Annotated in this window: 14 protein-coding genes; 2 read left to right on the forward strand and 12 right to left on the reverse strand. The window is 46.9% G+C overall.

Annotated features, from left to right (window positions below; translation table 11 throughout):
- Positions 1 to 99: 99 nt before the first annotated feature.
- The 5 genes from HP399_RS30275 to HP399_RS30295 form a co-directional block, all read right to left on the reverse strand.
- Complete coding sequence (locus tag HP399_RS30275) at positions 100 to 951, reverse strand: DUF2785 domain-containing protein (RefSeq protein ID WP_173620377.1); 852 nt, start codon at positions 949 to 951, stop codon at positions 100 to 102.
- Positions 952 to 1,031: 80 nt separating this feature from the next.
- On the reverse strand, positions 1,032 to 1,928 hold the full coding sequence (locus HP399_RS30280; protein WP_255653908.1) for a helix-turn-helix transcriptional regulator: 897 nt from the start codon (positions 1,926 to 1,928) through the stop codon (positions 1,032 to 1,034).
- Between the two features lie 174 nt (positions 1,929 to 2,102).
- Positions 2,103 to 2,582, reverse strand: a complete 480-nt coding sequence (gene rlmH / locus HP399_RS30285) for a 23S rRNA (pseudouridine(1915)-N(3))-methyltransferase RlmH (protein ID WP_048035457.1) — start codon at positions 2,580 to 2,582, stop codon at positions 2,103 to 2,105.
- A gap of 4 nt (positions 2,583 to 2,586) precedes the next feature.
- Positions 2,587 to 2,829, reverse strand: coding sequence for a CxxH/CxxC protein (locus HP399_RS30290; RefSeq protein WP_173620478.1), 243 nt, complete (start codon positions 2,827 to 2,829; stop codon positions 2,587 to 2,589).
- A gap of 522 nt (positions 2,830 to 3,351) precedes the next feature.
- A complete protein-coding gene (locus HP399_RS30295; RefSeq protein WP_173620375.1) occupies positions 3,352 to 4,584 on the reverse strand; it encodes a S1C family serine protease in 1,233 nt (410 codons plus the stop codon).
- A gap of 281 nt (positions 4,585 to 4,865) precedes the next feature.
- Between HP399_RS30295 and HP399_RS30300 the strand changes: the two genes are divergently transcribed.
- Positions 4,866 to 5,102, forward strand: a complete 237-nt coding sequence (locus HP399_RS30300; RefSeq protein WP_173620374.1) for a hypothetical protein — start codon at positions 4,866 to 4,868, stop codon at positions 5,100 to 5,102.
- On the opposite strand, the gene HP399_RS30305 is transcribed toward HP399_RS30300, so the two are convergent.
- The 6 genes from HP399_RS30305 to HP399_RS30330 all read right to left on the reverse strand — a co-directional run bounded on the left by HP399_RS30305 (position 5,097) and on the right by HP399_RS30330 (position 12,302).
- Positions 5,097 to 5,885 carry an MBL fold metallo-hydrolase gene (locus tag HP399_RS30305; protein WP_173620373.1) on the reverse strand — a complete coding sequence of 263 codons (789 nt, stop codon included), beginning with the start codon at positions 5,883 to 5,885 and terminating at the stop codon, positions 5,097 to 5,099. The genes HP399_RS30300 and HP399_RS30305 overlap by 6 nt on opposite strands.
- Positions 5,886 to 5,928: 43 nt before the next feature.
- Positions 5,929 to 6,702, reverse strand: a complete 774-nt coding sequence (locus HP399_RS30310; protein ID WP_173620372.1) for a two-component system regulatory protein YycI — start codon at positions 6,700 to 6,702, stop codon at positions 5,929 to 5,931.
- Positions 6,689 to 8,071 carry a YycH family regulatory protein gene (locus HP399_RS30315; RefSeq protein WP_173620371.1) on the reverse strand — a complete coding sequence of 461 codons (1,383 nt, stop codon included), beginning with the start codon at positions 8,069 to 8,071 and terminating at the stop codon, positions 6,689 to 6,691. Before HP399_RS30315 ends, HP399_RS30310 begins: the two co-directional genes overlap by 14 nt.
- Positions 8,068 to 9,891, reverse strand: a complete 1,824-nt coding sequence (gene walK, locus HP399_RS30320; RefSeq protein WP_173620370.1) for a cell wall metabolism sensor histidine kinase WalK — start codon at positions 9,889 to 9,891, stop codon at positions 8,068 to 8,070. The genes HP399_RS30315 and walK overlap by 4 nt, the downstream gene beginning before the upstream one ends.
- Complete coding sequence (gene yycF / locus HP399_RS30325; RefSeq protein ID WP_007720203.1) at positions 9,888 to 10,598, reverse strand: response regulator YycF; 711 nt, start codon at positions 10,596 to 10,598, stop codon at positions 9,888 to 9,890. The genes walK and yycF overlap by 4 nt, the downstream gene beginning before the upstream one ends.
- A 207-nt stretch (positions 10,599 to 10,805) precedes the next feature.
- A complete protein-coding gene (locus HP399_RS30330; RefSeq protein WP_173620369.1) occupies positions 10,806 to 12,302 on the reverse strand; it encodes a LysM peptidoglycan-binding domain-containing M23 family metallopeptidase in 1,497 nt (498 codons plus the stop codon).
- A 173-nt stretch (positions 12,303 to 12,475) separates the two neighbouring features.
- Here HP399_RS30330 and HP399_RS30335 point away from each other — a divergent pair, with 173 nt between their 5' ends.
- On the forward strand, positions 12,476 to 12,931 hold the full coding sequence (locus HP399_RS30335) for a hypothetical protein (RefSeq protein WP_173620368.1): 456 nt from the start codon (positions 12,476 to 12,478) through the stop codon (positions 12,929 to 12,931).
- A 69-nt stretch (positions 12,932 to 13,000) separates the two neighbouring features.
- Here the strand turns inward: HP399_RS30335 and HP399_RS30340 are convergent, their stop codons facing one another.
- Positions 13,001 to 13,216 (reverse strand): hypothetical protein, encoded by a 216-nt coding sequence (locus tag HP399_RS30340; RefSeq protein ID WP_173620477.1) that lies wholly within the window; start codon positions 13,214 to 13,216, stop codon positions 13,001 to 13,003.
- Positions 13,217 to 13,277: the final 61 nt, after the last annotated feature.

Below are 13,277 nucleotides of genomic sequence, written 5' to 3' on the forward strand. Positions count from 1 at the left end.
TACGGTTCCTCCGCGTTGTCTATAACGGTCACGGCGATCCTTTGTGGGACGGCACTTTCATTGAAATTTGCAAAAAAGCAGCTTTCGGAAAGGATGAATTCAATATCTTCCAGTCGCAAACTTGTTCAATTTCGTCTCTGCAGCAAGTATGACAGCGGCAAGAATATTTCCGCGGCTGCCCTGTCCTCTTCTGAAATATAGACTACGCAAAAGATTTTTACTGTTCACACGGGCGATCGTCTGAACGTAGCTTCTCGGCCAGTCGACGCATTTTGTCAAACCGCTTATCCAGTCAGCGATCTCCTGCTGTGGAAGCAGACCCTTTTCAATCATGGTATCCACGATACTGGCGATCCGCTCATCATCCTCATCGCTAAAAATTTGTTTCCCGTTATGGAGCATCCCCTCAATAGCAGCAAGTACTTCAATCTGTACCGCTGTATCGCTCTCCGGGCACTTGACCAGCTCCAGCAAAGCATCCGCACCGTGTGACGCACTATGAGCCCAGCCTCCTTCAGGCAGATAGCCGCGCAGATCCTTTTCCTCCTTATAATAGCGGAGCAGTGAATGCTTAAGATTCTGGTATTCAGCATAATCCAGAAAAGGCTTCTTGCTGTGAAGCCGTACTATTAAAGCTACTGGCAGAACAGAGAACGTCCTTGTAAATACAGACTGATCACCTTCGCTACCAATATGATAGAACAAATGATGCTCATCGGTCAGAATTGCCAGAAGAGTGCTCAATTCCGTTTCCGTAAACCGATTCTCTTCATAAATCCATTTATACAGTGTCGGATAGATCAGTTCATCCCGTAATTCCGGTTGAGGATCCCCGATAAATTGCAGCATTAGAGTTAAAAAATCCTGTGTCCGCTCACATTCACGAAGCTGGTAATGTTCCTTCTCAATTCTTTGCAGGTCTATCATGAGTTTCATCCTTGTATTGCTCAACTATCTCATCCCCTTGAATATACGCCATTTCCGGACTACTTACACCCCTACTATAAAACAAAATAACTGACACCTGTATGTCAGTCATTGTATGGTAGCAATATTGTTTTTATATATTCTTGTAATTCATTTCTCAAATAACAGGGCTCCAATATCTCGCATTCCTTACCAAAGCTTAAAATAAATTTCAGTAATCCCTCCTCATATGGAAATTGATCCACAACGATATATTGATTGTTATGTGTTTTAGTTATTTTCTCTTTTTGAAAATACTCAGTTAATTGCTCTCCCATTTTATGAGCAAACTTTAAGGTAACGGTTATGCCTCGCGTAAGATAGCTATTCCTAATTATTTCCTGGATTTCTTCATTTGAGATATCCTTTTTTTCGAAGTTCTCACCCATTTTCAAATTCTTGATCCGTACTAGCTTGAACCTTCTGTAGTCATTTCTTTCTTTGCAAAAGCCCACTAAATACCATTGACCCGCGGAAAATGTAATTTGAAACGGTTCTACAGTTCTTTCGAAATATTCCATACTTCTGTTGATATATTCGAATACCACTAGCTTATTTTTTTCAATAGCATTGTTTAATAGAAGCAGGTATTCCTTTAATTCATTTTCCATACTGAAATGGGACAGATTAATGTCTAACTTGCTTGTATTCTTTTCTTGTTTAAGCGTATTCTCGATCTTTAAAACAGTATCATGAAACGTTGTGTTTCTCCCAAATAGAAAACTTAGATTATTCATTATCGCCATGAAAGTAGAAGCTTCATCTTTGTTTAAAAAAAGATTGTCCACATTATAGTTTTCCATAATGTAATAGCCCCCACCTTTACCACCAATGGATGCGATTGGGATACCTGCTTCACCTAACTTTTCTATATCTCTGTAGATTGTTCGTATGGACACCTCAAAATGTTCCGCAAGCTCTTTGCCTGTAACCGTACCTCTTTTTGAGATAATCAGTAACATGGATAGTAATCGATCTACGCGCATTTATATATTACGTTGATTTGCAACGTATCCTCTCTTATTTTACAAGACCGAACGGAGTCTTCCCTGCCCCCTCCGGTCATTTTGTTCTTTTCTCAAGTAAATACTACTTTCTTATCAACTGTACTTCTAGCTCGATCGGCTGCTTTACCACTATTTGTGATAAGGCTCCCCCCGACTAATCCGAAACGCCCGATAAACCTGCTCAAGTAGTATTAACCGCACCAACTGATGCGGAAACGTCATCTTCGAAAACGACAACAGCGCATCGGCCCGCTTCAACACCTGATCAGCCAACCCCAACGACCCGCCAATCACAAAAGCCACCTGACTACGCCCATGCAAAGCCAGCTTGTCCATCTCCGCAGACAGCTTCTCCGACGACCACATTTGCCCATCAATCGCCAATGCAATCACATACTGATCCTGCTTGATCTGCGCCAGGATACGCTCGCCTTCCTTGCGCTTCACCTGCTCCATCTCCGCCGCACTCATCTCTTCCGGTGCCTTTTCATCATTGACCTCGATCACTTGCAGCTTGCAGTAAGCAGACAGACGCTTGCTGTATTCATCAATGCCCTCACGCAAATATTTCTCCTTCAGCTTCCCTACCGTAATAATTGAAATTTGCATGATCTTAGATTCCCTTCTCTTTCAAAAGCGCAATCTGCGCAGGCTCTCCACATTCCCGACAACGCTTGTCTACTCCATCGCCCTCAATCGCCTGTGCCGTATACGTATCCGGTGCCGCCTCAAAATCATTTACGTAATCATCCAACTCCTGCTCCAAATGCTCCATGCAAGCAAATCGCACCGGATATTCCACCAACAACTCAACTTCTTTGCCTTCTATTTGTAAGCTTTTCATCTTCATGTCCATATCGAATACCTCTTTTCCGTTCAATAATGTCGCTTCCTATTCTACCCCAGAACAGCAACAAAACAAATGAATCCGCCAAAAAGACATCGATGAGTTTGCACAGATAAGCCTCAGTAGAGAGAAAAAAGAAGAAAACGGCGAAAGTCTTTGGGATACCATCCGAAGCGCAATGGAAAAAAAGAAACCTGCCTTTAGCGTCCACCTCTGAGACACTGCGTAGCTGCGCGACTTTGGACGCGGGTTTCTTTTTTTACATGGAGCTGGGCAGAACCGCCTCCCAGCAGGTAGCCCAAGAACTTGAGCGTTTTCTTCTTTTTTCTCTCCTCCACCAAAGCCCGGTCAACGAACAAAAAAAAGAGAGCCCCGTATCAGCTCGGCGCTCTTAAGAAGGGATCTATTTAAAAATAGATAGAGGGGGGGAACTTCAGATGCTGCATATATGCAAACGGGACAAAATGCATCCCGGAATTGCCCGTCAAGGTTTGTTTCCTTCACATGCCTGCCCGCAAAGGTCAGTACCTCTTACTGCTGTGGTGGAGCGGTCAGCTTCACTTTGGCAGTCTTCTGAATACCGTCACGATAGTACGTAACGTCCATCGTATCGCCCGGCTTTTTGCTCATCGTCAAGTACTTGCGCAGCTGAGCACTGTTGGAAATGTTCTTGTCATCCAGCTTGACGATGACATCGAATTGTCTCAAGCCTGCTTCACCCGCAGGAGAGAATTTGCCTACCTCCGTTTGCACGACGACGCCAGCTTTCACATTTTCAGGCAGATTCAAGGTTTCTTGCCATTCGTAGCGTGGAACATTGGCTAGGTCGAGTGGCTGAACACCAAGGTAAGAACGTGCCAGCGTGCCTTTTTCCATCAGCTGGTCGACGATCACTTTGACATCATTGATCGGGAGGGCAAAACCTAACCCTTCGACACCTGCCTTCGAAATTTTCAAGGTGTTAATCCCGATGACCTGACCCTCGATGTTCACGAGGGCGCCACCACTGTTACCAGGGTTGATCGCTGCATCTGTTTGAATAACGTCCAGCTCCCAGTCGTCCTGGCCATCTTCGTTAAAGTCCATTGGCATGGAGCGTTCCTTGGAACTGATGATGCCTTGTGTAACCGTCCGGGAGAACTGCATTCCCAATGGGTTCCCGATGGCAATGGCTGGTTCGCCCACCTGTAAGGTTGAAGAATCACCAAACTCAGCAACGTCCGTAACTTTGGACCCGTCGATTTCCAATACAGCCAGATCGGTGTAACCATCGGCGCCGACCACTTTTGCCGATACTTTTTCACCCGTTGGCAGGGCGATTTCCAGCTTTTGCGCTTTATCGATTACATGGTAGTTGGTAACGATGTAGGCTTTTCCGCCTTTTTTCTCAAAAATGACACCAGAGCCTTGGCCCTGCTCGACATCCATCGAGTTCTGCATCCAACTGTTTCTGCGCTGACCGATGTTGATTACCCCAACGATCGCATTTTCCACTTTTTTCACCGCATCTACTGTACCCGATCCCACACTTACAGATACTGGCTTAGCAAACAGGCTAGAAGCGGAGGAATTATTGCTTATCGCATTTTCTGTACCAGGCTTAACCATATTAATATATCCCGCATTGGAGAGAGTCGGCAGCGTGAGCAGGACGACCATCCCCCCAATCACCGCGGACGTTACCGACGTCACGACCATACGTCCAATGCCAGAACCGCGTTGTTTCTTTCGCTCCACGTGAGTTAAATCATCATAAAAACCCATGATTCATACTCTCCTTTCTATCTTCTACCATTACTAGTTTTGCAGGTTTTTCAAGCTCGTATACACAATGACATGCGCCTTAATTAGTTTGCATGATTGATTTCGTTGATGTCTGTTTCCTTTTGACACCCTTAGTATACGACCCGCTTTCGGCAAAATGGCGTGAGAATTATGGAAAGGTTGTGGAATAGAAAAAAGCTCCCGGAATATTTCTCCGAGAGCACGGATATGATAGATTAAAAGCTTTTTCCTACCAGACCAAATAGAAAGGATTGATAGACTTGAAAGAAGTCCATCTCATCGCCAAGCTGGCTGACCTTCAGGAAGTAGACTACCACAATACGCTTGTCCTACATGCCCTTATCGAGCTGCTAGTAGCCAAAGGACTGCTGACACATGACGAGCTGACTGCCAAAGTGAATGAGCTCGATACACAATTAACTTTCCATATCGATACGTACGCGAAGCTCACAGAGCGTATGACCAGTCGTCAAGCGGGGATCAAACCGATCTTATAGCTCTTCCAGCTTGGTAGGTCGATCCGGGTACGTATCGCGTAGATGCACATCGTCACCAACAGACAGCCCCCGCTCCTCCAAGATGTTTTTGACCGTCAGTCGGGCCAAATCAATCATATTGTTTTCCTTACTCAAGTGGGCGAGGTATACACGTTCTGACCCACCTGTTAGACAATCGAGCAAAGCATCGCCCGCCGCTTCGTTGGACAAGTGCCCGACATCACTCAAGATACGTCGCTTGATGCTCCAAGGATACTGGGACATGCGTAACAGCTCAACGTCATGATTGGACTCGAACACATACGCATCTGCTCCACGAATCGTCTCCTTGATCCGATCGCTGACATACCCCAGGTCAGTCGCGACACTGAGCTTTTTCTTGCCATGATAAAAACAGAAGCCCATTGGCTCGGCGGCATCGTGCGAGATTCCGAATGACTCGATGCCCAAATCCTCTAACTCTTTCTTTTCCCCCACAGAAAAGAAGCGTCGCTGATCTTCCTTGATCGTCCCGATTTGCCCATCAAGCTCCGACCATGTCTTATCATTGGCGTAAATCGGCAAGCCATATCGCCGCGCCATGACGCCGACTCCTTTAATATGGTCGACGTGCTCATGGGTGACGAGAATAGCGCTGAGCTCTGCTGGATTGACGCCAATGGTCTCCAGTGCCGCTTCTGCCTGCTTTCCTGTAATGCCTACATCGATCAATACGGAAATACGGTCTGTTGCCACGTAAATGGCATTGCCCGTACTCCCGCTTGCCAACACACTAAATCTCACCGAACATCCCTCTTCCCGTATCTTTCCCAGGTTGTCTATCTATTCAGCGCTGCGTTACCATCGGACGCTCCAAAGCTCCTGTAATCGCGTTGACAAAATGCCATTTGCCATCGTGAACCACGCGCCATACAGGCACCAGCGTCTGAATATCCGCATCGTAAGAACCGTAATAACCCAGGCTCACATTCTCAATCCGTTCCCCTGGTGAAATGATTTGCTTGTCCACCAGAGAGCGTAGTGCCGCATAACCAGAGATCACCTGTCGTTCCCCCTGCTGCTTGCGAAGGTGGAAAAAGGTCTGCCTGTATCCGAGTATCGTTCCGTTGTCCAAATACATTTCCAACGGCGCGACGAATACTGGCATTTTATCATAGACCTGCCAATACAAGAGCCGCGCTTGATTCGATTGATACGGATCGGCTACGTATTGATCGGAATAAATCAGCCTTGGACCAATTTGACGCAAGAGCTCCTGAGGATTCAGTTGACCACGAATCTGTATCGGTGGGTCCAGCTTGGCAGCCAGCGCCATCTTTTCTACCGTCGCCTGAAGTCCTGATATCTCATGCAAGGAAATCGGATTAATTCCGATATACTCGGCATCCAAATTGGACATTTCCGGTGTATCCTGCGGCACTTCTGTATCCAATGTGATATTTTGCTGATTCAAGTATAGCTCTGTATTCCATTTCTCGCTCTGTGCGACTTCCTTGTCATTCCACAGACTAATGCGCGTCACATACACCTGATACAGGAGAAACAAATCGAGGAGAAGAAAGGCCCAGATCAGAATCGTCTTCGTCCTACTCCAATCCATGCGCCTTCCCTCCTCCCTGCTTGGTGTGCGCAGAAATATACAGGTTCGCCTGATTCGCCAATTCCACCACCCAGATTGGCATCAGGTCTACGTATCCTTCACCAACTTTGGTATGGTAAGCCAAATAAGCGTTGGTGATTTTTTCTGTGTCCGCCAGCTTTTTGTCGCGGATATATTGATACAGCTCTGGACCAGACATAACCGTCCACTCTTTGTTATCGATATACTTGTCCAAATCCAGCAGCGATCGGCTCATCGTCACAACCTGGCCTGCTTCTGAAGTAATTTGGATCGTATCGATTTGCTTGGCCTCCCCCTCACTGATCAAGGGATACGCCCCCAAGTACTGGCGGAACGTGATCAAGTCTTTTTCATTGTAGCTCTTCTTGATTCGTTCAAAATGATAATCATCAAGCCAGCCCAAGTGCTTATTCATGAAGGTAACCGCACTCTGCACTTTTTCTTCATCAGACAGCTCCTGATCCCGCTGTTGGTACGCCGGATCAGTAAACGTGAACGCCTGCTGCTCCGATCTCAATTGAATCGATCTGCTGCCATCTGTAAAAATAACCGTTTTGTCCCGCTCCATGATCTGTCTGACGAGCGACTGATCGATAAAGTAGGACTCGATTAGTCTATCATTCGTAACAGGTACGTAGCTGTAGCGGAATTGCTGCATGCGCATCTGATTCTTGGGCAAATAGTAAGTGCTCCACATCAGCGCAGTGCCTTCCAAATCTACGAAGCTTCGCTCTGGTTTGACGATTTTCATGATTTGCTCAGGCATTAAATCACCAGAAGCCAGATACGATTCTCGCAAATCCTTAGGACTGATCGACGTTCGAGAACGCATCATTCGACCTTCCTCAGTCGACAAAAATAACGCGTAGACGACATCCTCGTCCTTCTCGTAGTACAACCACAATCGGTCAATCCCTTTCATTCGGTTGTCAAACTCATCCCGAAAGGTTACCAGCCGACCTACAATTGACAAGGGAACCGTGCTCCGAAAGCGCACTTCCAAACCCATCTTTTCCCGGGCAATATCTTCCCATTTCTCATTGGAGATGGTGAGCGGAGAAAAATCGAGGAAGATCCATTTCGACATTTCTCGCACGATCAAACTGTAAGGAGCATCGGTTGCGGATGCTTTCGTATGGCGATCTTCCCCATAGTGAAAAACAACGGATTCCGGCGTAACGAGCTGTTCGAGTTGTTTTTCCTGAACTGGCTTTGACTGCGTGTACTCTGCCGGCTCAATAAATTGGAGGTTAGGTTGATTCGACCACAACATCGCTGTCAAAACAAAGCTGGCTAGCACTAGCAGATTGAGTAAGACGGTCTTGGCAGGCTCTAGCATCCGCTTCATCCCGTTTTTCCCCCTTGGGCAAATGGCACCCAGAACGTGACTGTCGTTCCCACGTTCCATTCGCTCGTAATCTCGATATCTGCACCGTGTGCCTGTACTAATTCGCGAGCAATCGCCAATCCCAGACCCGTTCCACCCTGACCGCGCGAACGCGCCTTGTCTACGCGGTAGAAGCGCTCAAAGATTCGCTTCAAATCGCGGCTGGGAATACCGATTCCTGTGTCGGTGATGGAGACTTGTACCCGCTTTTGCTTGTGGTTCTCTTTTGCCATGAGAACCACGGTGCCTCCTTGAGGCGTATACTTGATCGCATTGGACAAAAGATTATCCAATACTTGATTGATTGCATCCAAATCAATATAAACCGGCGGAAGCTTACTCGGCATATCCAGGCTGAGCTGAACCTCCTGTTGCTCACTGAACATGGAAAAACGATCAGCAGCATAGCGAAGCAATCGATTGATGTCCGCTTCCTTGCAATGCAAACGAACCCCCTGCGAATCAAAACGCGATAGCTGCAACAAATCGTTTACCAAGCGAATCATGCGCTCTGTCTCCGACGACGTAACCTTCAAGAACCGTTGGGACAGCTCTGGCTCTTCCACTGCGCCATCCAGCAGCGCTTCCACATAGCTTTTAATGGTCGTCAGTGGTGTCCGCAGCTCATGTGACACATTCGCCACGAATTCGCGGCGCTGCTGCTCCAGTCGTTGCTGCTCCGTCACATCAGCTACGACAGCGATGATCCCGCCCATTTTTTTGCTATCGTGCTGCAAGGGCGTAAACGTCACACGCAGGATCACTTCTTCCTTATTCGGCAGCGTCATCTCAATGAAAAGGGGCTCTTCCTGCGCATAGAGCGACATCTCATCTTCTGGCGGCAGACCCAATAGATCATACAAGGTGCGTCTCTTGAGAAGGACGTCAGCCATCGTCACCTGTAACATATCTTCTGCAGCTCGATTAAACAGGATGATCTGTCCATTCCGGTTAGCGGCAATAACACCGTCCGTCATGTTGCTCAAAATTCCTGCGAGCTTCTCACGCTCTTCCTCTTGCTGCAAGATCGCTTCCTGCAATCGCAAGGTCATATGATTAAAGGCCATACCGAGCTGGCCAATTTCATCATCGCTATAGACACGTACACTACTGTTAAAATCCCCGTCTGCCACCAATCGTGCCTGACGGGTCATCTCCTTCACAGGCTTGGTGATGGTGCGGGCCAACACGACCCCGAGCACCGCCGTAATGACCATGGCGATCATCGTACCTGTCCCCAAGATGCCGTTCATTTTACCAATCGTCGCATAAGTGCCTTCCATCGAAGCGATCATGTAGACCGCTCCGTATACGATTTGATCGCCCTTAACAGGTAGTGCCAATACTTTCACCCGCGCCCCTGTCTTCGGATCGATCCGCATCGATTCACTGCGCGTCCCGAGCAAGGCAACCGTCACCTCAGGCTGCGAGGTCCGCTGTCCAATTGTACTTTTGTCCTCTGTCGTCGCAACCACCGTTCTTGTCTGATCAATGACCTGTACATTCGCTCCATTAATTTTTACCAGGTTGTTGATCAGGTTGTCGATGTACTGTCGGTTTTGTTCGGTGTTGGATTCCTTCCCGTCATGCGGGCGCAAATCGCTTTCCAGCAAACTCGCTAACAAACTAGCTTGTCCATTCAAGGCCTCGGAAAAGTTGTTGATGTAGTAGCTCTCGACTTCCCGGGCAAAATACGCGCTAATGAATTGCATTGCAAGCAAAATCAACAGCATGTAAATGATGACCATTTTCCACTGAACGGTTTTGAACAGCCGCCTCATCCAGGCTGGCCTCCCATGCCGGGATTGCGTAATGTATAGCCCAAACCACGCCGCGTGATAATGTACTTCGGCTGGCTCGGATCATCCTCGATTTTTTCCCGCAAACGACGGATGGTCACATCTACCGTCCGCACATCGCCAAAATAGTCGAATCCCCAGACCGATTGCAGGAGATGCTCTCGCGTCAATACTTGTCCCTGATGGCGAGCGAGGTACACCAGCAGCTCAAACTCACGGTGCGTCAGCTCTAACGCTTCTCCCACCTTTTCGACGGTATACGAGTTCAAATCGATTTCCAGCTCATGCACGCGCAGTACATGCTGGCTATCCTTCTCTTCCACTTTCGAGCGGTTACGGCGCAAATGGGCCTTTACACGGGCTACCAGCTCACGCGTACTAAATGGCTTCGTCACGTAATCATCCGCGCCCAATTCCAGCCCGAGTACTTTATCCAATTCAGAGTCTTTGGCAGTCAGCATGATGATCGGAACATCATACGTTTGACGGACGGTTCGGCATACGTCCATTCCGTCTCTGCCTGGAAGCATAACATCCAGTAAAATCAGATCCGGTCGCTCATCCTTGACCACGACAAGTGCCTCATCACCATCGTAGGCGCACACAACCTGATATCCTTCTTTTTCAAACGTGAATTTCAAAATATCTGCAATCGGTTTTTCATCGTCAACTACGAGGAGTTTTGCCATCCTGCGCCCTCCTTTTTCTATAAGTACGTGTTCCAACAGTCGCCTGTTTCCTCGCAAACTGCCTCTCCAAGGATTCCACTTCGACTGTCACTATTCCTCTACAATACACCATGTACGCCGTGTAAAGAAGGGCTTGGCATTCAATCCCTGCCAACAAAAAAAGGGCCCCTCCTAAGAGTTGCCCTTTCTTATCCAGAAATTACTTGTCTATTTTAAGTAACGAATCGGGTTTTGATTTCGTCCATTTTGTAGAACCTCAAAATGCAGGTGGACGCCGGTCGATTGTCCAGTAGAACCCTTTACGCCGATTTTCTTTCCTTGGCTAACAACATCGCCGACTTTCGCATTAATGCTGCTCATGTGACCGTACAATGTCTTCATTCCATTGCCGTGGTCGATGATAACCGATTTTCCATAGTCACCATTCCAACCAGCGAATGTGACACGTCCATTGTCTGCCGCCATGACAGAACCAGCACCGGCAATATCAATTCCTTTGTGCATGCTGCCCCAACGTTTGCCGAAGCCACTGCTGATATACCCGCTAGCAGGCCAGCTCAAACGACCTGTACCGCGGGATGGAATTACTTTTGTACCGCGCTCCATAATTTTGGTTACAGGCTGCACAGTTACATCTTGTTTGATGACTTTGCGATTAACTACTTGTCCATTTTCTTTCACAACTTCGTACTTAACTGTTTTACTGCCGTTTTTACCTTCTTGTACGACCTTAGTCTCGCCTTTAGGAACCTTGTCATTATTTTTAATTTGGGTATTAAAAGCAATGACCTCTTGCTGATCTACTTCTTCTTTGACTTGTACAGTAACCAGTGGACGCACTGCGGTTACATTGATTTCTTGTCCCAATTTAAGGACGGTATTTTCCGTAACACCTGGGTTGTTCGCGTAAATATCTTTTGATGTAATGCCGTATTTCTTCGCGATGCAACCGATGCAATCGCCTTCTACGACCGTGTGCTTCATATCCTTGAAGGTGCCTTTTACCAGCAACTCCTCGAGTTTATCGGCAGACAAAATTTGAGATGCATCGATTGTTTCGGTTTGCATCTCTACATTTTCTTTAAATGCGACTTCTTTTACCGGATTTGGTTTGACTGGGACTGTGGACGCTGCTGCTACAACAGCCTTTTTCCCTGTCGTTGCAGGAACTCCGGAATATTTTTGTTTCACTTCAGCCAGTACTTCATCAGCCGATTGCTGGTCTGGCAGGTAACCTACCACTTTGCCGTCAATCGTCAGCTTAACGCCCTGAACCTTGATATCCGCTACGGATGCCAGAGTTTGTACAGCGGCATCATTATTGAACGGTGCCTTGAATTCACGCTCTTCTTCGAATGTGATATAGTCAGCCAATTGCAAGTTGAGGCCTGTTTTTGCCTTTTCCTCTTCCAGCTTGGATGCTGTCCAGTTATGTATCACATTTGGATCATTTACCACGCCAATCTCTTTGCCGTTCACACTGACATGATAGACAGAATTGACATTGCTTGTGTAATAGTATTGTGCCGATGCTCCAGCAGTAATCGTCAATACTAGACCTGCCGCAATTGAAAGCGATTGTTTTTTATGCGACTGGATGTAAGAGCTTGTACGTTTCATAGTACGTTTCGCCAGATCACTGCAATCCCGAACGATTCGTGATGACCGTTCCTGCAGCTTGGCCTTCCATTCCGACCAATGCATAACTTGTCCCTCCTGAAAACAGATACAACTTGCTCGTTCCATTTCCTGAAAATTTTTAATTTATCGACTAGTTCGTAAATCCCATAATTTAGTTTCCATTTATCTGCCAAATTGCCTAAAGAAACCAACTATGTCGACTTTACCATAAGATTAACGACAACATCAAGTGTAAATTGCTGTCGAATAAAAAAATAGACGTAGAGTCACTATATGTACAAACAATTGGTAGTATTTATCATATCTGGAGGCTGATACACGTGAAGGAACGTAACATTCTTGCAGGATTTCACACCGAAGATGGTGCCCAAAAGGCAGAAAAAGCACTTCGACAAGCTGGTTTTTCCATCATTCAGATCGACAGAATCGGACAATTCCCTGGTGACGGGAATGAACATATTTTGAATCCCATATCCGGGGATTTTTCCAGCTTGGGGAACCTTACACTGGCAGCTGACTTCCCAAGCGGCAGGGATGCAAGCATCATGGCCGCAGTAAATCCAGACGCCAGCGGCATGGCCGACCGGGGCGATGACAATTTGAATCGCAGTGTCTTGTTAACGGCAGTGGTACCAGAGGAACAAGGTGATCTTGCGACTGAGATCATCCGATCGTATGGAGGCATGATCTAAAATAAATATAGCCATCTTCCCTTAACTGACTAGGAAAGATGGCTTATTTCGTTATGGACATCTGTGAACTCACACCTCTTGCATCGAGGTAACGTCTTTTAACGCAAGTCTGCGTATTTTCGTTTTCTCGGCGTCATTTGGTTGTTTGTATGTGGTGATAAAGCATAGGTATCCATTGTTAAAATGAGTCATGGTTCCCTTGATGACGACGCCATTGATCATCTTTACCTGTACATTTTTGCCCAGCAGCTTTATGGCCTTTTGGTCAAATCCAAAACCCATCATCACTTTTCACCTCTCCATTTCTCCCTATGTCTATCCATATGCCCAGAGGGTGTCGTTTCGT

The organism is Brevibacillus sp. DP1.3A (assembly GCF_013284245.2).
In the GTDB taxonomy this organism is placed as follows: Bacteria; Bacillota; Bacilli; order Brevibacillales; family Brevibacillaceae; genus Brevibacillus.